Source organism: Segniliparus sp. (genome assembly GCF_051660745.1).
Taxonomy (GTDB): Bacteria; Actinomycetota; Actinomycetes; order Mycobacteriales; family Mycobacteriaceae; genus Segniliparus.
The window spans coordinates 32,100-52,107 of record NZ_JBOFQF010000028.1 but is presented as its reverse complement, the minus strand read 5'-3'; the positions used below and the strand labels follow the sequence as shown (position 1 = coordinate 52,107).

The 20,008-nt window shown below is 67.9% G+C and carries 18 protein-coding genes and 2 tRNA genes; 7 read left to right on the top strand and 13 right to left on the bottom strand.

Annotated elements, in window-relative coordinates:
- Nucleotides 1-14 precede the first annotated feature (14 nt).
- The 3 genes from ACRC20_RS07745 to lgt form a co-directional block, all read right to left on the bottom strand.
- A complete protein-coding gene (locus ACRC20_RS07745) occupies nucleotides 15-908 on the bottom strand; it encodes an acyl-CoA thioesterase (protein ID WP_438685785.1) in 894 nt (297 codons plus the stop codon).
- Between the two features lie 85 nt (nucleotides 909-993).
- The gene (gene pyk, locus ACRC20_RS07740) at nucleotides 994-2,415 is read right to left on the bottom strand and encodes a pyruvate kinase (protein ID WP_438685784.1); all 1,422 of its coding nucleotides are present in this window, start codon (nucleotides 2,413-2,415) and stop codon (nucleotides 994-996) included.
- Between the two features lie 9 nt (nucleotides 2,416-2,424).
- Nucleotides 2,425-3,489, bottom strand: coding sequence for a prolipoprotein diacylglyceryl transferase (lgt, locus tag ACRC20_RS07735; protein ID WP_438685783.1), 1,065 nt, complete (start codon nucleotides 3,487-3,489; stop codon nucleotides 2,425-2,427).
- 149 nt (nucleotides 3,490-3,638) lie between these two features.
- On the opposite strand from lgt, the gene exaC reads away from it, so the two are divergent.
- Nucleotides 3,639-5,156 carry an acetaldehyde dehydrogenase ExaC gene (gene exaC, locus ACRC20_RS07730; protein ID WP_438685782.1) on the top strand — a complete coding sequence of 506 codons (1,518 nt, stop codon included), beginning with the start codon at nucleotides 3,639-3,641 and terminating at the stop codon, nucleotides 5,154-5,156.
- 24 nt (nucleotides 5,157-5,180) lie between these two features.
- Here the strand turns inward: exaC and ACRC20_RS07725 are convergent, their stop codons facing one another.
- Nucleotides 5,181-5,693 carry an LppP/LprE family lipoprotein gene (locus ACRC20_RS07725; RefSeq protein WP_438685781.1) on the bottom strand — a complete coding sequence of 171 codons (513 nt, stop codon included), beginning with the start codon at nucleotides 5,691-5,693 and terminating at the stop codon, nucleotides 5,181-5,183.
- A 134-nt stretch (nucleotides 5,694-5,827) separates the two neighbouring features.
- Here ACRC20_RS07725 and ACRC20_RS07720 point away from each other — a divergent pair, with 134 nt between their 5' ends.
- From ACRC20_RS07720 to ACRC20_RS07710, 3 genes are all read left to right on the top strand, one after another.
- Complete coding sequence (locus tag ACRC20_RS07720) at nucleotides 5,828-6,523, top strand: VC0807 family protein (RefSeq protein WP_438685780.1); 696 nt, start codon at nucleotides 5,828-5,830, stop codon at nucleotides 6,521-6,523.
- Between the two features lie 67 nt (nucleotides 6,524-6,590).
- Nucleotides 6,591-7,313 (top strand): VC0807 family protein, encoded by a 723-nt coding sequence (locus ACRC20_RS07715; RefSeq protein WP_438685779.1) that lies wholly within the window; start codon nucleotides 6,591-6,593, stop codon nucleotides 7,311-7,313.
- Nucleotides 7,314-7,322: 9 nt separating this feature from the next.
- Nucleotides 7,323-8,537: an MFS transporter gene (locus tag ACRC20_RS07710; protein ID WP_438685778.1), complete on the top strand. Its 1,215-nt coding sequence runs from the start codon at nucleotides 7,323-7,325 to the stop codon at nucleotides 8,535-8,537.
- On the opposite strand, the gene ACRC20_RS07705 is transcribed toward ACRC20_RS07710, so the two are convergent.
- The 5 genes from ACRC20_RS07705 to ACRC20_RS07685 form a co-directional block, all read right to left on the bottom strand.
- Nucleotides 8,512-9,186, bottom strand: coding sequence for a hypothetical protein (locus ACRC20_RS07705; RefSeq protein ID WP_438685777.1), 675 nt, complete (start codon nucleotides 9,184-9,186; stop codon nucleotides 8,512-8,514). The genes ACRC20_RS07710 and ACRC20_RS07705 overlap by 26 nt on opposite strands.
- A gap of 156 nt (nucleotides 9,187-9,342) precedes the next feature.
- Nucleotides 9,343-9,414: transfer RNA gene (locus ACRC20_RS07700), tRNA-Glu, on the bottom strand.
- A gap of 53 nt (nucleotides 9,415-9,467) precedes the next feature.
- Nucleotides 9,468-9,542, bottom strand: a tRNA-Gln gene (locus ACRC20_RS07695).
- Between the two features lie 71 nt (nucleotides 9,543-9,613).
- The gene (gene gltX / locus ACRC20_RS07690) at nucleotides 9,614-11,110 is read right to left on the bottom strand and encodes a glutamate--tRNA ligase (protein WP_438685776.1); all 1,497 of its coding nucleotides are present in this window, start codon (nucleotides 11,108-11,110) and stop codon (nucleotides 9,614-9,616) included.
- Complete coding sequence (locus ACRC20_RS07685) at nucleotides 11,103-11,909, bottom strand: fumarylacetoacetate hydrolase family protein (protein WP_438685775.1); 807 nt, start codon at nucleotides 11,907-11,909, stop codon at nucleotides 11,103-11,105. The genes gltX and ACRC20_RS07685 overlap by 8 nt, the downstream gene beginning before the upstream one ends.
- Before the next feature lie 25 nt (nucleotides 11,910-11,934).
- Between ACRC20_RS07685 and ACRC20_RS07680 the strand changes: the two genes are divergently transcribed.
- Nucleotides 11,935-12,924 (top strand): glycerophosphodiester phosphodiesterase family protein, encoded by a 990-nt coding sequence (locus ACRC20_RS07680; RefSeq protein ID WP_438685774.1) that lies wholly within the window; start codon nucleotides 11,935-11,937, stop codon nucleotides 12,922-12,924.
- Here ACRC20_RS07680 and ACRC20_RS07675 read toward each other — a convergent pair whose 3' ends face one another.
- From ACRC20_RS07675 to ACRC20_RS07660, 4 genes are read right to left on the bottom strand one after another with little or no spacing between them, the layout of a single operon-like run.
- On the bottom strand, nucleotides 12,925-13,851 hold the full coding sequence (locus ACRC20_RS07675; protein WP_438685773.1) for an oxygenase MpaB family protein: 927 nt from the start codon (nucleotides 13,849-13,851) through the stop codon (nucleotides 12,925-12,927).
- A 49-nt stretch (nucleotides 13,852-13,900) separates the two neighbouring features.
- On the bottom strand, nucleotides 13,901-14,404 hold the full coding sequence (locus ACRC20_RS07670; protein WP_438685772.1) for a YbjN domain-containing protein: 504 nt from the start codon (nucleotides 14,402-14,404) through the stop codon (nucleotides 13,901-13,903).
- A complete protein-coding gene (gene mshA / locus ACRC20_RS07665) occupies nucleotides 14,401-15,714 on the bottom strand; it encodes a D-inositol-3-phosphate glycosyltransferase (RefSeq protein ID WP_438685771.1) in 1,314 nt (437 codons plus the stop codon). Before mshA ends, ACRC20_RS07670 begins: the two co-directional genes overlap by 4 nt.
- 38 nt (nucleotides 15,715-15,752) lie before the next feature.
- On the bottom strand, nucleotides 15,753-17,096 hold the full coding sequence (locus tag ACRC20_RS07660; RefSeq protein ID WP_438685770.1) for an ROK family protein: 1,344 nt from the start codon (nucleotides 17,094-17,096) through the stop codon (nucleotides 15,753-15,755).
- Between the two features lie 323 nt (nucleotides 17,097-17,419).
- On the opposite strand from ACRC20_RS07660, the gene ACRC20_RS07655 reads away from it, so the two are divergent.
- Both ACRC20_RS07655 and ACRC20_RS07650 read left to right on the top strand, forming a co-directional pair.
- Nucleotides 17,420-18,157, top strand: a complete 738-nt coding sequence (locus ACRC20_RS07655) for an SDR family oxidoreductase (RefSeq protein ID WP_438685769.1) — start codon at nucleotides 17,420-17,422, stop codon at nucleotides 18,155-18,157.
- 47 nt (nucleotides 18,158-18,204) lie between these two features.
- Nucleotides 18,205-19,998 carry an AMP-dependent synthetase/ligase gene (locus tag ACRC20_RS07650; protein ID WP_438685768.1) on the top strand — a complete coding sequence of 598 codons (1,794 nt, stop codon included), beginning with the start codon at nucleotides 18,205-18,207 and terminating at the stop codon, nucleotides 19,996-19,998.
- Nucleotides 19,999-20,008: the final 10 nt, after the last annotated feature.

Sequence of the window (20,008 nt, the reverse complement as noted above, 5' to 3'; positions counted from 1 at the left end):
CGCCCCCCCGCGCGCTATTTCCTGGGCCGGTAGATGACCACGCCTTCTTGCGCCGAGCTCGCGACCCGCTCCCCGTCTCTCGAATAGAAGCCCCCGGTGGAGAATCCGCGCGAGTGCGCCGCCGCAGGAGACTCGGTCGCATAGAGATGCCACTGGTCGAAGCGGACCGGGCGGTGGAACCACAGCGAGTGGTTGAGCGTGGCGGCGATGATCCGGTCCAATCCCCAGGACAGCCCGTGCTGTGTGATGATCGAGTCCAAGATCGTCGTGTCCGAGGCGTACGCGAGGGCCGCCTCGTGCCAACGGGGATCGTCCGGCAGCTCCCCCCTCGTCTTCATCCACACCCGGTTGTGCGGCAACGCCTCGCCCGCCCCTTTGGCGAGCCAGGAGGGCTTGTTCGTGTACCGCCAGTCGATGGGCCGAGGAGCCGTGACGAACATCGTCAGCTCCTCCTCCATGCCGACGAAGGTCTCTTCGATCTCCGGCAGAGTCTCCGGATCTGGAACCGAGGGCATCGGCGCGGAATGCTCGAGTCCGGGCCTGCCGTCCTGGTAGGCGATCAACGAGATCGACACCACCGCGCCGTCTTGGGTCGCCGTCACCTGCCGGTTCGCGATCGACCGCTCGTCCCGCAACAAGGCAACGTGGTATTCGATCGGCTTGCTGACGTCCCCGCCCCGGATGAAGTGTGTCTGCGCCGAGTGCAGGGCGAGCTTCGGCGACGGAACCGTCCGCGCTGCCGCCATAGTCGCTTGTGCGACGATCTGGCCGCCGTACGTGCGCGCCCACGCCTTGCTCGGATGCTGGCCGACGAACGTCCCGTTCCCAGCTTCCGCAAGATCCAGAATGCTGAGCAGTTCCTGGAAATCGCCCTTGGCTGCCTCAAGCAGAGATTGCGCTGAAGTCATTCGCGAGACTGTAGCAGAATGCCCTGAACAGCCGTTTTCAGCTTAAGACAGGCTGCACATCAGCCACCTGGGGGCCGGTCTGCCGTCAGTGGTCGTGCTCGCCGATCCGGTGGGCGTTGATCGTGTTCGTCGACCCGATGGTGCCCGGCGGGGCTCCTGCCACGACGATCACCAAATCGCCGTGCTCGTAGCGCTGGATGGCGAGGAGGGATTGGTCGACGAGGCGGATCATCGCGTCGGTGGAGTCCACTTGCGGCACGATGAACGTCTCCACGCCCCACGACAGCGCCAGCCTGCTGCGCACGGCAGGCTCCGGGGTGAACGCGAGCAGCGGCAGCGCGCTGTGCAGCCGGGCGAGGCGGCGGACGGTGTCGCCGGACTGGGTGAACGCGACCAGCGCCTTGGCCTCCAGCCGCTCGCCGATGTCTTTGGCCGAGTAGGAGATGACTCCGCTCTTGGTCCTCGGGACCCGGATGAGCGGCGCGATGAGCGCAGGCTCCTTCTCCGCCGCGGCGAGGACGCGGGCCAAGGTGCGCACCGCGGTGAGGACGTGCTTGCCGACCGAGGTCTCGCCCGACAGCATCACCGCGTCCGCGCCGTCGAACACCGCGTTGGCGGCGTCGGAGGCCTCCGCCCTGGTGGGCGTGGCGTTCTCGATCATCGACTCGAGCACCTGGGTGGCCACGATGACCGGCTTCGCGTTCGCCCTGGCGAGCTGGATCGCGCGCTTCTGCACCGCGGGGACGTCCTCGAGCGGCAGCTCGACGCCGAGGTCGCCTCGGGCGACCATGACCGCGTCGAACGCGAGGATCACCTCTTCGAGCCGGTCCCCCACCGCCTCGGGCTTCTCCAGCTTCGCGATGACCGGGACGCGCCTGCCGACCCGGTCCATGACCTCGTGGACCAGCCGCACGTCGTCCGGGGAGCGGACGAAGGACAGCGCCACCCAGTCCACGCCGAGCCGCAGGGCGAATTCGAGGTCCTCGGTGTCCTTCTCCGACAACGCGGGGGCCGAGACGTTCACCCCCGGCAACGAGATGCCCTTGTTGTTGCTGACCGGGCCGCCCTCGTAGACCTGGCACACCACGTCGTCGCCTTCCACGCGCAGCGCGCGCAGCCCGACCTTGCCGTCGTCGATCAGCAGCGTGTCGCCGGGGACGACGTCCGCCGCGAGCTGCTTGTACGTGGTGGAGACGCGGTCGTGGGTCCCCTCGACGTCCGCCACGGTGATCCGCACGGTCTCGCCCGTCGCCCACACCGTGCGCCCCTCGGCGAATCTGCCGAGCCTGATCTTCGGCCCCTGCAGGTCGGCCATGACCCCCACCGCGCGGCCGGTCTGGTCGGAGGCCTCGCGCACCCAGTGGTACATCTGCTCGTGGTCCGGGTGGTCGCCATGGCTGAAGTTCAGCCTCGCCACGTCCATGCCCGCTTCGACGAGCGCCTTCACTTTTTCCGCAGAAGCAGTGGCAGGCCCCAGAGTGCACACGATCTTTGTACGACGAGTCATACGGAAAGCCTAGTCCGACTTAGCTGTCGATCCGACCTCAGATGAGTGAATGTCAGATGTCGGGGCCGGTTCCTCGGATTCTCCGTCGGATTCTTCCTGCTTGGAAGCCGCTTCCTTGACAAAGGCCGATTTTTGTCCAGATGCGGGCTCTGATTCGGCAGCCTGCCCTTCCTCCGCTTCGGGAAGGTCCTTGCGGCCCGCCTCGATCTCCTCCGGAGCCTCTTTGCCCTTCTTCACGAACAAGAAGTACGCCAGCCCGGCGATGATGAGCAGGCTCGACGTGTAGACGTTGACGCGGTATCCGCCGATCGTGGTCGCCGGGTCGATCCGCACGAACTCGAGGCCGAGCCTGCCGAGGCTGTATCCGGCGACGTACAGGGCGAAGAGCCTGCCGTGGCCGATCTTGAACCGCCGGTCGAGGACCACGAGGACCAGCACAATAGCGACGTTCCAGCACGCCTCGTAGAGGAAGGTGGGATGGACGAGCTTGCCGGTGAGGTTCATCTCCCCGCCGATCCACGGCCTGCCGTCGGAGACGCCGTACACGTTGTCCACCGCGCCGTCGCGCACTCGCTCGTAGAGCCGCAACCCCCACCAGTGGTTCGTCTCCCGCCCGAACAGCTCCTGGTTGAAGTAGTTGCCGAATCTGCCGATCGCCGAGGCCAGGAGGACCGGCGGGGCGATCGCGTCGCCGAACGCGGGCAGCGGGATGCCTTTGCGCCTGCAGCCGATCCACGCGCCGACGCCGCCGAGCGCGACCGCGCCCCAGATGCCGAGGCCGCCCTCCCAGATGAAGAGGGCATGGATCGGCGAGCGCCCCTGGCCGCCGAAGTAGGTCCGCCAATCGGTCGCCACGTGGTACAGCCTGCCGCCGACGAGGCCGAACGGCACCGCGATGAGCGCCACGTCGACCACGTCCTCGCGCCGCCCGCCCCGGGCCATCCACCGGCTCGTGCCCCACCAGCAGGCCACCAGGATGCCCGTCAAGATGCAGAGGGCGTACGCGCGTATCGGAATCGGCCCGAGGAACCAGACCCCCTGGGGGGGCGAGGGAATGTACGCCAGAGTCGTCACGCGACAACACCTTACCCGTTCGCCCCGCTCGCGACGCCCGCGTCCGCCGCCCGCAAGGGGTGTAGCGTGGAGCACAAAGGGACTCCCCTATTGTCGGAGCCACTTCGACAATCGACATTCGCACATGCTCCGAACAGAAAGTAGAGACCATGAAACACCCGGCGCCCGGCTCTGCGGGAAGCTCCTTCGCCTTCAAGGCCAGCTACGACAACTTCATCGGCGGCGAGTGGGCCGCCCCGGCGGAGGGCGAGTATTTCGACAACACCTCGCCGGTCGACGGGCGCGTGTTCACCAAGATCGCCCGGAGCACTGCGGCAGATGTGGACCTGGCGCTCGACGCGGCGCACCGGGCCTCGGACAAATGGGGGGCGACCTCGACGACCGAACGGGCCAACCTGCTGCTCAAGATCGCTGATCGCTTCGAGGAGCACATCGCCGACCTCGCGGTCGCCGAGACCTGGGACAACGGCAAGCCGATCCGCGAGTGCCTTGCCGCCGACTTGCCCCTCGCAGTGGACCAGTTCCGGTATTTCGCCTCCGCCATCCGCACCGGGGAGGGCGGGATCTCCGAGATCGACTCCGACACCATCGCCTACCACTTCCACGAGCCGCTCGGCGTCGTCGGCCAGATCATCCCGTGGAACTTCCCCCTGCTGATGGCGGCGTGGAAGCTCGCCCCCGCGATCGCGGCGGGCAACTGCGTCGTCCTCAAGCCCGCAGAGCAGACCCCGGCCTCGATCATGGTGCTCATGGAGCTCATCGGCGACCTGTTGCCGCCGGGCGTGCTCAACGTCGTCAACGGCTTCGGCCTGGAGGCGGGCAAACCCCTCGCGTCGAGCCCGAGGGTCGCGAAGGTCGCCTTCACCGGGGAGACCACGACCGGCAAGCTCATCATGCAGTACGCGGGCGAGAACCTCATCCCTGTGACGCTGGAGCTCGGCGGCAAGAGCCCGAACATCTTCCTGTCCGACGTGCTGGCCAAGGACGACGAATTCCTCGACAAAGCGGTCGAGGGGTTCGTGATGTTCGCGCTCAACCAGGGCGAGGTCTGCACCTGCCCGTCCCGCGCGCTGGTGTCCGCCGACATCTACGACGAGTTCATCGCGCGCTGTGTCGAGCGGACGAGGGCCATCGTCGGAGGGGACCCGCTGGACGAGGCGACCATGATCGGCGCCCAGGCCAGCGCCGAGCAGAAGGAGAAGATCCTCCGCTACATCGACATCGGCAAGTCCGAGGGCGCCCAGCTGCTGATCGGCGGCAATACCCGCAAAGTGGACGAGTACCCGGACGGGCACTACGTCGAGCCGACTGTCTTCAAAGGCACGAACACCATGCGGATCTTCCAAGAGGAGATTTTCGGGCCGGTGCTCTCGGTGGCCACGTTCGACTCCGTGGACGAGGCCCTGAAGATCGCCAACGACACCCAGTACGGCCTCGGAGCCGGGGTGTGGACCCGCGACATCAACACCGCCTACCGGCTGGGCCGGGGGCTGAAGGCGGGACGGGTGTGGACGAACTGCTACCACTCCTACCCTGCGCACGCAGCGTTCGGCGGGTACAAGCAGTCCGGCATCGGCCGCGAGAACCACAAGATGATGCTGGACCACTACCAGCAGACGAAGAACCTGCTGATCAGCTACTCGCCGGACCGGGTCGGATTCTTCTGACCGCCCGGCTCCGGGAGGGGCGCCCTAGCGCTTGCACCCCACCGCGTCGTAGAGCTCCTGCGGAATCTGGTCCACCCGCACCACCTTGTCGCCGCTCCAGCGGTACTTGACGTTCGCCGAGCCGGACATAGTCGTCACGGTCTCTTGTCCACGCGGCCAGCGGTACTGGACGACCACGACGTCCCCGCGGACCGATTTGATCTCCGTGTGGCCGAACGCGCAGGGATCGGCGGTCCCGACGAAGCCTCCGTCGTGGAAGAACAGCACCTGCCTCGGGCCGAGCGGGTCGTCGTCCCCTTCGAGGGAGACCACCACGGCGGTGAGCGCGCCGCACCGGTCGTAGCGCCCGGTGTACGACTGGGACCATTTTTGGAGAGGACCCTGTTGGAGAGGACCCTGCTTGGGCGGCCCCTGTTTCCCAGGAGCCCGTTGCGGCGGCGGCAACGAGCCCGCGGCGGCGCGCGCCTCCGGCGCGTCCGGCACTTGGGGGCAGGGATTCGCGCTGCTCGCGGCCAGGCCGCCACGCGGCGCGGTCATTGTCGCGAACGCTTGGGCGCTCTCCAGCGTTTGGACGTCGGGATGAGAGCAGGCGGTCGAAAACAACATCGTCGACAAGCCAAGAAGCCACGTGGTCCGCATAAGCTACGAGATTACCGGCACAATGGACTGCCATGATGAACAAACTCGCCGCTTGGTGGTCACATCCCCGTTTCGCCAAGGCGCGGCCGATGCTCATCGACACCGCCGTGCCCGCGGCGTGCTACTACATCTTGCACAGCTGGCTGGGCCTTTCCGCCATCCTCGCCTTCTCGGTCGCCGCCGCCATCCTCGCCGCGCGCGTCGTGGCCACCGCCGTGCGCGAGCGCAGGATCGACTCCTTCCAGATCTTGGTCCTCGCCTCCATCCTGGTGTCCCTCGCGCTGGCGGTCCTCGCCCATGACTCCCGAATCGCCCTGCTGCGCGGCTCGATCTACTCGGCAGTGCTCGGCCTCGGCTGCGTCGTCACCACTTTCGTTGGGAAGCCGCTCCTGGAACGGATCATGCGCCCCGGCCTCGCCCTCACCGCGCCGGGGCTGGAAGCGGCCTGGGAGCAGTGCTGGGACACGGACCAGCCGTTCCGCCGCAGGGTCCGCCAGCTCAACCTGCTCTACGGGGCGAGCTTCCTCGCGAGCGCCGCGACCCGGGTCTGGGTGGTCTACCACACGAGCGAGGGCGTCGCCGTCGCCGCGAGCGGAGTGCCCGGCCTGATCATCTCGGGGGTGGTCGCGGTCGCCACAGGAGTGCTCGCCATGCCGCTCGTCACCGCGATGGAGCAGGTCCGCAAGGAGAACGCCGAAGCCGAGGAGTCGGTCGAGGCCGGATCGTAGCTTCTCGCACCCCCTACTCCCGGGGCGCTCTTGGGAAAAATTTAAGAACGGCAGGCACTCTGGAACGGTGCTGGTCCGAGAAACGCTGACGCAATGGTGGAGCCATCCTCGTTTCGCGAAGGCGCGTCCGGGCCTCGTCGACGGACTCGTCCCGGTCCTGCTCTTCTACTTGCTGCATTCCTGGCTGGGGTATTCCGAGATCGTCGCGCTCTCCGCCGGGACCGCTTTCCTCGCCGCCAGAGTCCTCGCCACCATGCTCCGCCAGCGCAGGGCAGACGGGTTCCAACTCTTCCTCCTCGGGCTGAACATCGCGTCGCTCGCCCTCGCCGCCCTTTCCGACGATCCACGGATCGTGCTCGCCCGCCAGTCCATCGTCTCGCTCGCCACCGCCATTGGATGCTTGTCCACCACATTCGTCGGCAAACCGCTCCTTGGCTTGCTGCTGCGGCCGAGTCTCGACCTCATGTCGCCGCATCACCGTCCCGCGTGGGACCTGTGTTGGGACGACGACGCCCAGTTCCGCCAAAAAATCCGGGCGCTCAACTTCCTCATCGGCGTCACGACCGCGCTCACCGCAGCCTCCCGTGTGTATGTGGTGTACCACACGAGCACCGAGGTCGCCATCCTCACCGCAGGCCTGCCGTCGCTCGCGATCTGGGCCCTGGCCAGCCCGCTCTTGCTGCGCGTCGGGCGTCCGGCCTTCGCCTCGATGCGTGCGGCGCGGCTGCGTATCGAGGCGAAGGCCCTGTTCGCCGAGCACGAACAGGAGTCTCACTATATGGGACGATAGTATCAATATATGGACAAGACTGATGGGGCCGCCCGCCGCTGGACGATGCTCGCGCTCGCCACCGGGTCCTCGGCCGCCGCCGCCATGGTCATGGTGGCCGGGGGGTTCCTCATCCCCGCCCTCCTCGTCCAACGAGGCCTCTCGCTGCCGCAGGCGGGCCTTGTCGCCGCGATGACGTCGCTCGGGATCATGCTGACCCTGATCGGGTGGGGCTTCCTCATCGACCGGTACGGGGAGCGGTGGACGCTCGCCGCAGGCCTCGCCCTCGCAGGCCTGAGCACGTTGGCCGCCGCCGCGCAGAGCGACCCGAGGTGGATCGGCGGCTGGTTCTTCGTCGCGGGCATGGCCGCAGGGAGCACGAACGCCGCGAGCGGGCGCATCGTCGTCAGCTGGTTCCCCAAGGAGCAACGCGGCCTCGCCATGGGGATCCGCCAAATGGCCCAACCCCTCGGCATGGGCTTCGACGCGCTCGTCCTCCCAGTCCTCGCCAAGCAGCACGGAGTCGGCGCGGCGCTGGCCGTCCCCGCAGTCGCAGTCTTGGTTTTCGCGGCCTTGGCCGCGATGTTCGCGGGGCTGCCCGAAACGGCCGGGGCCTCGCCGTGCGCGACCGCGACGGACGGGGCGAACCCCTACCGGGCCGGGAGCTTCCTCTGGCTCGTCCACGGGGTCTCCGTGCTGCTCGTGATCCCGCAGTACTTCGTGTGGACGTACATGTTCACCTGGCTCAACCATTCACTCAGCTGGCCCGAGACGACGGCGGGCGCGCTCGTCGCCGCCGCGAACGTCCTCGGAGCCGCGGGCCGCGTCGCGGCCGGGGTGTGGTCGGACCGGGTCGGCAGCCGCACCTGGACGATCCGGGCGATCGCGACCATCGCCACCGCCGTGCTCGGCTGTCTCGCGCTCGCGAGCTGGGGACAGGCGACGGCTTCAGCCGTCGCGCTCATGGTCGCCGCCTGCGCCATCACCAGCGCGGACAACGGCCTAGCCTTCACCTCGGTCGCCGAGTTCGCCGGGCCGCGATGGTCCGGGCGGGCGCTTGGCGCGCAGAACACCTGCCAGTACATCGCGAGCTTCCTCGTTCCGCCCTGCTTCGGGTGGCTTATCGACGCCTCCGGCTACACCTGGGCGTTCGGGGTCTCCGCCGTGATTGCCGCAGCCGCGATCCCGCTCGTGCCGAAAGACCAGGGCGACCGCGCGCTCACCGGTCGGCGCGGCGAGCGGTGATGGCGTCCCGAGAGATGAACACGTCGTACTCCCCCGGGTTCGAGATCACCGCGTTGCCGTAGGCCGAGCGCACGAAGGGCTTGGTCCACCAGACGCCGTCCTCCATCTCCTTGAAGAAGTCTTGGTCGTCGCCGAGCAGGACCTGATGCTCGGTCGTCGGCCTGCCGTCCGCGTACTGGCCGTACAGGCGGGTTACCTTGTAACCGCCGCGCAAGCCGAGCGTGTTCGCCAACGGCTCGAGCTCCACGATGTTCGCCTGGAGCACCCATCGGTCGCCCTGCAGCTGGTAGGCCTTCCGCGAGGCGGCTGTGGCGTGGTCGTCCCCGTACAGCGTCAGATCGACGCTCAACACGCCCGGCATGTTCTCGAACTTCGACACGACGACATGCGCGGCCTTGACCTCGCCGGTCAGGCCCAGATACCCCTGGACCAACGTCATGATCCATGTGAGGAAGACCGCGAGCGCCGCGAGCACGCCGCCGCCGAAGCCCCGCCGCAGCTTGAGCCGAGGGCGCAGCTTGCCCTTCTTCCCTGTCGACGGATCCGCCGGACCACGCCCGACGAACATGGTCGCCAAAAGCAGGACGGCGACCAACGCCACCACGACAAGGACGACCTGCACCGGCCCGAACTGCAATCTGTAACCCATGCTGGGGTTGTATCACCCGAATCTGCCGCAGCGGCGACGGCGCGGCGAGGGCGAAGAAGGAGCTGCGCCCGAGATTGCGCCCTTTGCGATCCCGCTCACACCCGCGTTGGAGGCGAAAAAAGACCCCCTGGTCTGCACCAGGGGGTCTTTCGCCTGTAGCCCCGACGGGACTCGAACCCGCGCTACTGCCGTGAGAGGGCAGCGTCCTAACCGCTAAACGACAGGGCCATGTGGTCGATCTGGAAGATCGTTCCGAGTTTTATATTATACACGCTTTCACGTGGCTGGGATACCAGGACTCGAACCTAGAATGAGTGAACCAGAATCACTAGTGTTGCCAATTACACCATATCCCATAGCTCCGGCCGATCAGACGCATCCGCTCGACCTTGCTTTTCAGCGTCAGCGAGTGTAGCAGACCCGGAGCTCAGTGTCCAAGAATATCCTTGTGCGCCGCCCGCAGCCTTCGGATCGTCCGGTCCCGCCCGAGCAGTTCCATCGACTCGAAAAGCGGCGGGCTGATCCGCGCGCCGGTGACCGCGACCCGGATCGGCCCGAACGCGGCCCTCGGCTTGAGGCCCAGCCCGTCGATCAGCGCGCCGTGCAACGCGGCCTCAAGCGCCTCGTGCGACCATTGCGGCGGTTCGCTGACTGCGGGGTCCAGGACGCCGAGGACGGCTTCCAGCGCGGGCAACGCGCTCGACGTCAGCTCCTTCGCCGCCGCCTGGGGGTCCACTTGGAACTCCGGCTCCGAGGCGTACAGGAATTTCAAGAGGTCCCACGCCTCGCCAAGCACCTGGACGCGAGTCTGCACGAGCTCGGCGGCCGTGTCGAAGAGCCGCCGGTCCTCTGCTCCCGTGAGGCGGCCATGCGCGACGAGGTACGACCACAGCCGCTCCGCGAAGTCCTCCGGGGCCAAGAGGCGCAGATGCGCCGCGTTGATCGCGTCCGCCTTTTTCTGGTCGAACCGCGCCGGGCTCGACTTCACGTCATGGATGTCGAACGCCGCCACCATCTCCTGCAGGGAGAACACGTCCCGGTCCTCGCCGATCCCCCAGCCGAGCAGCGCCAAGTAGTTGAGCAGGCCCTCGGGGACAAACCCCCGGTCGCGGTGGTGGAAAAGGCTGGACTCCGGGTCCCGCTTCGAGAGCTTCGTGTTCTTGTCGCCCATCACGTAGGGCATGTGGCCGAACTGGGGCGTCCTGCCCGTTCCGACGCCGATCCGCCCGAGCGCCTCGTGCAGCGCCAGCTGCCTCGGCGTCGAGGACAGCAGGTCCTCCCCGCGCAAGACGTGCGTGATCCCCATGACCGCGTCGTCCACCGGGTTCACCAAGGTGTACAGCGGGTCTCCGGTCGCACGGCTCAGCACGTAGTCGGGCTGCGACAACGCCGGGTACGTGATCCGGCCTCGGACGAGGTCGTCCCACTCGTGGTCTCGGTCGGGCATCTTCAGCCGGATCACCGGCGCGCGCCCCTCCGACTTCAACCGCTTGCGGTCGGCCTCGTCCAACGTCCGGTCGAAGTTGTCGTAGCCGAGCTTGGGGTCCCGGCCCGCGGCCACATGGCGGGCCGCGACTTCCTCGGCCGTGGAGAAGCTCTCGTACGCCTCGCCCGTCTCAAGGAGGGCGGCAAGCGTGTCGCGGTACAGCTCCCTGCGCTGCGACTGCCGGTACGGCACGTGCGGGCCGCCGACCTCGGGCCCTTCGTCCCAGGTCAGGCCCAGCCATGTCAGCGAGTCCAGAATCGCCCGGTACGACTCCTCGGAGTCGCGCGCCGCGTCGGTGTCCTCGATGCGGAATACGAACGTACCGCCGTGATGGCGGGCGAACGCCCAGTTGAACAGGGCCGTGCGGATCATGCCCACATGCGGGGTCCCCGTCGGCGAGGGGCAGAACCGGACACGAACCGGCACACGGTCAGCCATGGAGCGCACCTTCTTCCGCTTGCACCGGGTTGGTCAACGTCCCGACGCCTTCGATCGTGATCGACACTTCGTCCCCGTCGACGATCGGTCCGACCCCCTCCGGCGTGCCCGTGAGGATGATATCGCCAGGGAGCAGCGTCATCGCCCGCGAACACCACGCGATGAGCTTCGGGATGGAATGGATCAAGAGGCTCGTCCGCGAATGCTGGCGCAGCTCCCAGTCTTTCCCAGACGCGCTGCGCACCTCGGTCCGGATCTCAAGGTCCTCCGGGTCGAGCTCGGTCTCGATCCACGGCCCGATCGGGCAGAAGCTGTCATGGCCTTTGGCCCTGGTCCACTGTCCGTCTTGGCGCTGCTGGTCGCGCGCGGACACGTCGTTGCCGATGGTGTAGCCGAGCACGACGGAGAACGCCTCGTCGCGCGGCACATTGCGGCATGGACGGCCGATGACGATCGCGAGCTCGCCCTCGTGGTGCACGGTCTCGGCTTCGGACGGCAGCACGATCGGGGTGCGCGGGCCGATGATCGACGTGGAGGGCTTCAGGAAGATCACCGGCTCCTCCGGCGGCTCGCCGCCCATCTCCCTGGCGTGCGCGAGGTAGTTTTTGCCGACGCAGACCACCTTGGACGCGAGGATCGGGGCGAGCAGACGCAGATCGGCGAGCGGCCAGCGCCGCCCCGTGTACGCAGGGTCCCCGAATGGGTGGTCGGCGATCTCGTGGGCGATCGCGTCCGGGCCATCGCCTTCCACTCGCACGAACGCGACGCCGTCCGGACTCGCTACCCTGCCTAGTCTCATGGGTTCCGAGCCTACTATGGAGACCATGGGATCGATCCGCGCCGCCCTCATGGTCTCGGCCGTCAGCTTCGGGACCGCTTCGGCGGCAAGCGGGAGCCCGGCGCCGGACTTCGACTTGCAAGCCCATCGGGGCGGTCTCGGCCTCATGGTGGAGTCCACCATCGACTCCTTCTCGAAGGGGCTCTCCGTGGGAGTCACCACGCTGGAGATGGACGTGCAGATCACCAAAGACCACGTGGCGGTGATCACGCACGACCGGAAGGTCGACCCCGCGAAATGCTCCGGCAAATACGTCGGGCGGTTCATCAAAGACCTCACGCTCGCGCAGGTCGAGACGCTGGACTGCGGTTCGAAGACCTTGCCGCAGTACCCCAGGCAGCAGGCCGCGCCGGGAGCGAAGATGCCGACGCTGCGCTCGGTGCTGAACCTGGTCCGCGAACGCGGCGGCGGCGCGACCCGGATGAACATCGAGACGAAAGTCGAGGCCGGAGCGCCTTCCGAGACCGCGCCCCGCGAGGAGTTCGTGCGAGTCGTCGCGGAGGAGATCCGCAGGGCCGGGCTCGTCAGGCAGGTCACTATCGAGAGCTTCGACTGGGGATCGCTCAAACTCATGCGCCAGATCGCCCCCGAGCTGCCGCTCGTCGCGCTCTCCTCCCCCGCCTTCTCCGCAGACCCGACCGCGAGCAACCCGTGGCTCGGCGGGATCGCGCTCGACGACTTCGGCGGCGACGTCGTCGCGGCGGCGCAGTCCATCGGCGCGAGCGCGATCTCCCCGCAGTACGGCGATCCCCAGGACGGCAAGATCGGCGACCCCGGCTTCGAGCTGCTCGTCACCCCCGAGTACGTGGCGCATGCCCACGACCTCGGTTTGAAAGTCATCCCATGGACCGTGGACGACAAGGCCACGATGGCCGAACTCGTGGAGTCCGGGGTCGACGGCATCATCACCGACTATCCGGACGTCCTTCGCGAAGTCCTCGCCGAGCGGGGCATGCCGCTGCCGCAGCCGAGGTAGTCACCGCGAGGCTGAGCGCGGCGGCGGGGCCCCGGTCGCGCGAATCCACCCCGCGTAGGCCCTCGGGTACCAGCGCCAGGCCGTCGGACGGACGCGCCATTCCACGGCGACGCGCCTGGCCTGGCGCCAGTACTGCCGCTCCTCGGACTGCGTCCACTCGATCCCGAAACGCTCGCGCACGATTGCCGGGAGGGCACCGACGTATGAGAGCCGCAACGGCGGGCCGATGAGCTTTCTGACCAGGCCTTGGCGCAGCATCGCGTTGCCGACGCGGTGATAGCGCTCCGGGAACGGCAAGTAGGCGGGCCTGCCGACCTTGGGGAAGACCCGTCCGTCGACGAGCTTGAGCAGCCAGTCCGAAGCCGGGTTCGGCTGCAGCACTTCGGCGCAATGCCGGTCCCATTCGACCTGGAACGCGGCCCGGTCCTTCGGCACCGGGGCCTCGCTCACGCCGTAGCGGCGGTACCACGCGACGCCCTCTTGGTAGAGCCGCTCGCGCTCGTCGTCGCCGAGCGGGCGCAGGGAGTACACGTCCGCGACATGCTCCGCCATCATGTGGAACGTGGCATGCGCCCACCAGTACGTGGCGGGGTCGAGGGCGTGGTAGCGCCTCCCGTCCGCGAACGAGCCCTTGATCTCCTTGTGGAAATCGCGCACCGTGTGCCCGGTCTGCGCCTTCGGGTCGTCGTAGACGACTCCGACGATCCCCGGCAAAGAACGAAAGACCCGGTCCATCGGATCGTCGAAAAAGTCGGAGTGGTCGACGAGGGCCTGCCCGATCACTGGGTGCATGGTCTGCAGGATCCCCGCCATGCCGCCTGCGTACGCGATGCGGGAATCGCCCGCCAGCTGCCAGAGGAGCGACCCGGGGCCGATCCCGTCGAAGCGTTCGGCGGCCAGGTCAGACGTCTGCGCGCGAAAAGACACATGTCCATACTACTGAGACGCGGGACACATCGCCTGCGGGCAGGCGTGATCAGGCCCCGCTCTCGTCGAGCAGATGGGTGAACGCCGCGAGGTTCTTCGTCGACTCCCCTCGCGAAGTCCGCCACTGCCATTCCCGCCGGATCGCCTCCGCGAAGCCGAGCGAGAGCAATTGGTTGAAGTCGGAATCGACGGCGAGCACGATTTGCCCAAGCACCCGGTCGAGCTCGTCCGCCCCGAGCGCGGCTTTTGGAATGTACCCGATCAGGTACACGTCGCCGGGCTTGTCGATAGTGTAATGCACCCCGTACAGCCCTTGGTTGCGTTGCAAGAGGAATCGGAACACGTCCTCGTGGTTCTCCTCGGGGGCACGGCAGACGAACGCCTCGACCCGGACCCCGCCGTCGCGCGGCGCGAGGGCGACGCCGACCTGGTGGCGGCGCTCGGCGGGGAGGACCACCCAGAAGACTCTGTGCTCTTCGATCTCCTCCGCATCGATCTCCAGCTCGCGCAGGCTGTCGCGGAGCCGCTCGCGCGTCCCGTCCGCCTCGCTCACCCGCTCACCGCCCGCATCTGCGTGGCGGCGGGGCGCAGCGCCGCCTGGTACGAGGCGAGGAGCCCGTCGACCGTGGCGTCCCACGAGAAACGGCTGGCGTGCACGACGCCGGCCTCCCCCATCTCGCGCAGCAGCTTCGGCGCGGCGAGCAAGCTCGCGATCTCCTCGCTCCAGCGCTCGGGCGCCCAGCTGTCCACCAGCACGCCGCTCACCTGGTCCGCGACCGCCACCGGCAGGCCGCCGACTTCAGCCGCGACCACCGGCGTGCCGCACGCCTGCGCCTCGATGGCGACCAGGCCGAAGGACTCCGAATGGCTCGGCACCGCGACAAGGTCGGCCGCGCGGTAGATCTGCGCGAGCCGGGCGGGCGGCTGGGCGGGCCACATTGTCACTTGGCCCGCGACGCCGAACTCCTCGGCCGCCGCCATCAGCCGCTCGGGGCTCAGGCCCGAGCCCGAGGCCTCGCCGACGACCAACAGCCGGACTCCCGGCTTCGACCGCAGGATCGGGGCCATGGCGGCGAGCAAGATGTCCGGGCCTTTGAGCGGCTGGATCCTGCCGACGAACGCCACAATCTGTTCGGCCGGGTCGAGGCCGAGGCCCGCGCGCGCAACGGCTTTGCCGCCGGGCCGGAAAACCGAGAGGTCCACCCCCGGAGCCACCACGTCGATCTTCTGCGGGTCTGCCGCGTAGTACTGCGCCAAGTGCTCGGCCTCGACCTGGGTGTTGACGATCATTCGGTCCGACTCTGCGACGAGCTGGCCCTCCCCCACCAGCCGTTGCAACGGCTCCGGGGCGTCGCCTTCGGCCAGTGTCGCGTTCTTCACCGCGGCCAGCGTGTGCGCGGTGTGCACGAGCGGCACGCCGAGCCGGTCCTTGATGAGCCAGCCGACTTGGCCGGACAGCCAGTAGTGCGAGTGGACGAGGCTGTGGTGCCACGCCTCATGCCCGAGGCATTCGCGGAGCACCCCCGCAGTGAACGCGCAGAGCTGGCTGGGCAGCTCCTCTTTGCGCAACCCCTCGAAAGGACCCGCGACAACGTTGCGCAAGACCACTCCGGGCACTGGCTCCCAGCTCGGCGGGTCGTCCGAGGAAGTCGCCCTGGTGAAGATCTCGACCGCGACCCCGCGACGCGCCAAAGCAATCGACGTGTTGCGGATGTACACGTTCATACCGCCCGCGTCGCCGCTCCCGGGCTGCGCCCAGGGAGAGGTGTGCAAGGAGAGCACCGCCACACGGCGCGGCTGCGTCGGCGACCGGCTGGCCAGTGTCGAGACCGCTGGCGGCCGGGGTCTGGAGGAGGTGGCCATCCCTCCAGGGTAGGACACCTCCTCCGCGCGCCGTCAAATCACGCCGCGAGACCTGCCTGGCGCCATGCCCCGATCGGGTCCGCCCAGACCGCGGAGAGCGCGACCGCGAGCGCGGCGAACTCCTGGACTTTCGAGCCGAGCCGGGTGACGCGGACCGGGACGCCCGGTGTGGCCGATGCCTCCTGGAACGCCTTCGCCACCTGCTCGGCGGCTTCCGGGTACGAGGTGAACGCCTGCCCGCCGAGCACCACCTCGTCCGGGTTCACGAAGCTCGCCGCGATGGCGACCGACTCGCCGAAGAGGCGCGAGCGCTCGCCCAAGAGCTCTTGGGCGACGGAATCTCCTGCCGCCGCCTGGCGGATCACGTCTTGCACTGTCTGCGCGGACCGAGGATGGGCCTTGGCTCCGGTGAGCCTGGTCCACGCGAGCGCCACGGCGCTGTCGCTCACCGCGTCGGCGAGGGCGCCCGCGCCCTCGTGGCCGAGGAGGAGCTTGGAGCGCACCGGCAGATGCGAGATCGTGCCCGGACCGCTCTTCGGGCTGTGCACCCTGCCGCCGATCGTCAGCGCCGTGCCCAGCGACTCCCTGCCGTAGAAGTGCAGCGTGGTCCGCTCCCGCACCGGGCTCGTCACGACGTGGTTGCTCGGCGGCAGCAGCAGCTCCGCTGCGGCGACCGCTTCGACCTGCACCGCGAGCGAGGTCGGCAGGCCGAGTTTCGCGGAGACGACCCCGGCGAGCGGCGCGTCCTTCCAGCCCAGCTCCGCACGGGTCGTCGTGCCCGCGACAGGGTCGACCGAGCCGACGCTCGCCACCCCTGCCCACAGCGGGCGCCTGCGCGGCCAACGCACCAAGTACTGCCGCGCGCTCGACGCGATCTGCTCAAGGGCGTCTTTGACGTTCCCGCGCGGGGTCGGGAACTCCGCGGAGTCGAGCACCTTCCCCCGGATATCGCCCGCGACAATGGAGACGGAGTTGAGCCCCACGTAGACGCCGAGCACGAGATAAGGCTCGTGGTCGACCTCGACGGGCACGCGCGGGCGCCCGACAAGGCCGCTCGGCGCGAGGTCGGCCCGCTCGCGCAGCAGCCCCGCCTCGAGCAGCGCGACGACTTGGCGGTTCACGGTCGCGACCGAGAGGTCGGTCGATTTCGCGAGCACGTCCCGGCTCACGGCCCCTTTGCCGCGCGCGGCGTGCAGGACCGCCGAGGCGGGGACGTCGGAGAAGCCCAGCCGGGGCTGGACCACGCGGCCCAGGTCTCGACGGACGGGAAGGCCGACCGGGCGCAGCCGCACGGCGGTTTCGCCCCGAACGGCGGTCTCCGGTCGCACGAGCAAACGGGAAGGGCTGGGGACACGGGTCGGAGAAAGCAATGGAGAAGCCATGATGTCGTGGAATTCCTCTGTCGAGAGCGCCAGCTCTTCGTTCGCTGGCGGAATGTCTGCTGTGGAGATTGGGAACAGAAAGTTCAAATCCGGCGTTCCGTCGCGAGCCCCTTGAGGTCGGGGGGTTAAAGATCAGTGAGATCTGCTCTTTCGCGGGAGGCGCGCACGGGCGGTCAACAGCAGAAGCGACACAATTCCCGAATGGGCGGCAGGCGATTGCCCAGAGCGGTGAGCTCATGGGCCGGCAACTTGTTCGAGGCCTGCATGGGCACAGATTAACACAGGGCAGGCCAGATCGCCGAGCACCGGGCTACGATGGCGGCATGACACGTACCGCTGTGGTGACTGGCGCAAGTTCCGGGATCGGCGAGGCGACCGCCGCGACGCTGGTCGAGGCCGGTTTCGACGTGGTCGTCGGGGCCAGGCGGCTCGACCGGCTCAGCGCGGTCGCCGAGCGGATCGGCGCGAGGGCGCTGCCCTTGGACGTCACCGATCAGAAGTCGGTGGACGAGTTCGCCGCGCAGCTCCCCTCGGTGGACGTCCTCGTGAACAACGCGGGCGGCGCGTTCGGCCTCACCGCGTTCGAAGACGCCTCTGTCGACGAGTGGCGGGCGAATATCGAAGTCAACGTGTTCGGCACCCTCCGGGTCACGAAAGCGCTGCTTCCGCTGCTCCGCGCTTCCGACGACGCGCTCATCGTCACAGTGACTTCGATCGCGGCGGACACGGTGTACACGGGAGGCTCCGCGTACACCGCCGCGAAGCACGCCCAGTCCGCACTGCACCGCACGTTGCGGCTGGAGCTCAAGGGCGAGCCGATCAGGGTCTCGGAAGTCAAACCCGGCGCCGTGAACACCGAGTTCTCGCTCGTCCGGTTCGGCGGCGACCAGGCGAGGGCCGATTCGGTGTACGAGGGAATCACCCCATTGGTGGCCCAAGACATCGCGGAAGTCATCGGTTTCATCGCGACTCGCCCCGCGCACGTCAACATCGACTCGATCACCGTCAAGCCCCGCTCGCAATTCGAGGGCGCGCAACAGTTCCGCGCCGCCAAGCCGTGAGGCGAGGCTGAAGCTCGGGCGAAAGACTCACAGACTAGGCTGAGGCCATGCGTGAGACCCACAACCGCACCCCGTTGACCATCGCTGACTCCGCCACCGTCCTCGACGTGGTTTCGGAACGAGCCACGAAAAGCCCGAACCATATTTTCTTCGACCAGACGACCGACGGCTCAGGGCGGAAAGTAACCGCCCAGACCTTCTACGAAGAGGTGCGCAAGGTCGCAAAGGGCCTCGTCGCATCGGGGATCGAGCTCGGCGACCGGATCGCGATCTGCGCGCCGACCCGTTACGAGTGGACGCTCTTGGACTTCGCGGCCTGGGCCGCCGGGGCCGTCACCACTTCTGTCTACGAGACCTCGTCCAGCGAGCAAGTCCGGTGGATCCTCAGCGACTCGGAGGCGAAGCTCTTCGTCGTGGACGACACGAAATTGCAGCAGGCGCATCAAGCCACGTGTGAGACTATCGCCACATTGCGCGAGACTTTGGTCTTCAGCGACGCGGCGGTCGACGAACTCGTGCGGCGCGGCGCGGACGTCCCCGACAGCGAGCTCGACGCGCGCCGAGCGCAGCGCGGAGCGGACGACCTCGCCACGCTCATCTACACCTCCGGCACGACTGGCAGGCCGAAGGGCGTGTGCCTCACGCACCGGAACTTCCTCGCCGAGGTGATCGCGACCCAGGAGCCGGTCAGGGCGATGGCCCCGAAAGAGGGCCAGTCGACCACGGCGATGTTCCTGCCGTTGGCCCATATCTTCGCCCGCGCGCTCACCATCACGTGCATGAGCTCCGACGTGCTCATCACGTTCCTCTCCTCCACCGTGAACTTGTCGGAGGACCTGCAGAAGATCCAGCCCACGCTGCTCTTCTCGGTGCCGAGGGTCTACGAGAAGGTCTACGACTCGGCGAAGAAGAAAGCCGCCGCCGGGGGCAAGGAGAAGATCTTCGAGCGCGCGAGCGCGGTCGCGATCGCGTACAGCGAGGCTTCGCAGGAGGGCAAGCCCGGCCTCGCCCTCAAACTGCAGCATGCCCTCTTCGACCGGCTCCTGTACGGCAAGCTCCGCGCCGCTGTCGGCGGCAAGCTGTTCGCCGCTGTGTCGGGCGGGGCGGCGATCGCCCCGAGGCTGGTGCACTTCTTCAGCGGCATCGGGATCAATATCTACCAGGGCTACGGGCTCACGGAGAGCACGGCGGCGATCACCTTCAACTCCCCCGAGGGGAACAAGATCGGCTCGGTCGGCAAACTGATGGCGGGCTGCGGCGCGCGCATCGCCGACGACGGCGAGATCCTGCTCTCCGGGCCGGTCGTGTTCGGCGAGTACTGGCGCAACCCCGAGGCGACGAAGGGCGCGATCGAGGACGGCTGGTTCCATTGCGGCGACCTCGGCCGGATCGATGAGGACGGCTTCCTGTTCATCACCGGGCGCAAGAAGGACATCATCGTCACCGCTGGCGGCAAGAACGTCGCGCCTCAGGTGCTCGAAGACGGATTGAAAGAGCACGAGCTGGTGAGCCAGAGCGTCGTCGTCGGCGACGACCGCCCGTTCATCGCGGCGCTCCTCACCCTCGACCCGGAGGCCGCTTCCTCGTGGGCCGTGGCGCATGGCTTGCCTGCGGACGCCCCGATCGCCGAGCTTGCGAAGAACTCGGATCTCAAAGCCGAACTGCAAAAAGCCGTGGACGGCGCGAACAAGCAGGTCTCGCATGCCGAGGCGATCAAGAAGTTCGCAGTGCTTCCGGAGGACTTCTCCATCGAGGGCGGCACGCTGACCCCCACGCTCAAGATCAAACGAGACGTGGTGGCGAAGTCGTACGCGAGCGAGATCGAAGCCCTTTACACCTAAAAGCTGCCTT

Bases quoted from the DNA above. Each gene is read 5' to 3' on its own strand.
- ACRC20_RS07745 (WP_438685785.1), bottom strand. From the start codon at position 908: ATGACTTCAGCGCAATCTCTGCTTGAGGCAGCCAAGGGCGATTTCCAG.
- pyk (WP_438685784.1), bottom strand. From the start codon at position 2,415: ATGACTCGTCGTACAAAGATCGTGTGCACTCTGGGGCCTGCCACTGCT.
- exaC (WP_438685782.1), top strand. From the start codon at position 3,639: ATGAAACACCCGGCGCCCGGCTCTGCGGGAAGCTCCTTCGCCTTCAAG.
- ACRC20_RS07725 (WP_438685781.1), bottom strand. From the start codon at position 5,693: ATGACCGCGCCGCGTGGCGGCCTGGCCGCGAGCAGCGCGAATCCCTGC.
- ACRC20_RS07720 (WP_438685780.1), top strand. From the start codon at position 5,828: ATGATGAACAAACTCGCCGCTTGGTGGTCACATCCCCGTTTCGCCAAG.
- ACRC20_RS07710 (WP_438685778.1), top strand. From the start codon at position 7,323: ATGGACAAGACTGATGGGGCCGCCCGCCGCTGGACGATGCTCGCGCTC.
- ACRC20_RS07705 (WP_438685777.1), bottom strand. From the start codon at position 9,186: ATGGGTTACAGATTGCAGTTCGGGCCGGTGCAGGTCGTCCTTGTCGTG.
- gltX (WP_438685776.1), bottom strand. From the start codon at position 11,110: ATGGCTGACCGTGTGCCGGTTCGTGTCCGGTTCTGCCCCTCGCCGACG.
- ACRC20_RS07685 (WP_438685775.1), bottom strand. From the start codon at position 11,909: ATGAGACTAGGCAGGGTAGCGAGTCCGGACGGCGTCGCGTTCGTGCGA.
- ACRC20_RS07680 (WP_438685774.1), top strand. From the start codon at position 11,935: ATGGGATCGATCCGCGCCGCCCTCATGGTCTCGGCCGTCAGCTTCGGG.
- mshA (WP_438685771.1), bottom strand. From the start codon at position 15,714: ATGGCCACCTCCTCCAGACCCCGGCCGCCAGCGGTCTCGACACTGGCC.
- ACRC20_RS07660 (WP_438685770.1), bottom strand. From the start codon at position 17,096: ATGGCTTCTCCATTGCTTTCTCCGACCCGTGTCCCCAGCCCTTCCCGT.
- ACRC20_RS07655 (WP_438685769.1), top strand. From the start codon at position 17,420: ATGACACGTACCGCTGTGGTGACTGGCGCAAGTTCCGGGATCGGCGAG.
- ACRC20_RS07650 (WP_438685768.1), top strand. From the start codon at position 18,205: ATGCGTGAGACCCACAACCGCACCCCGTTGACCATCGCTGACTCCGCC.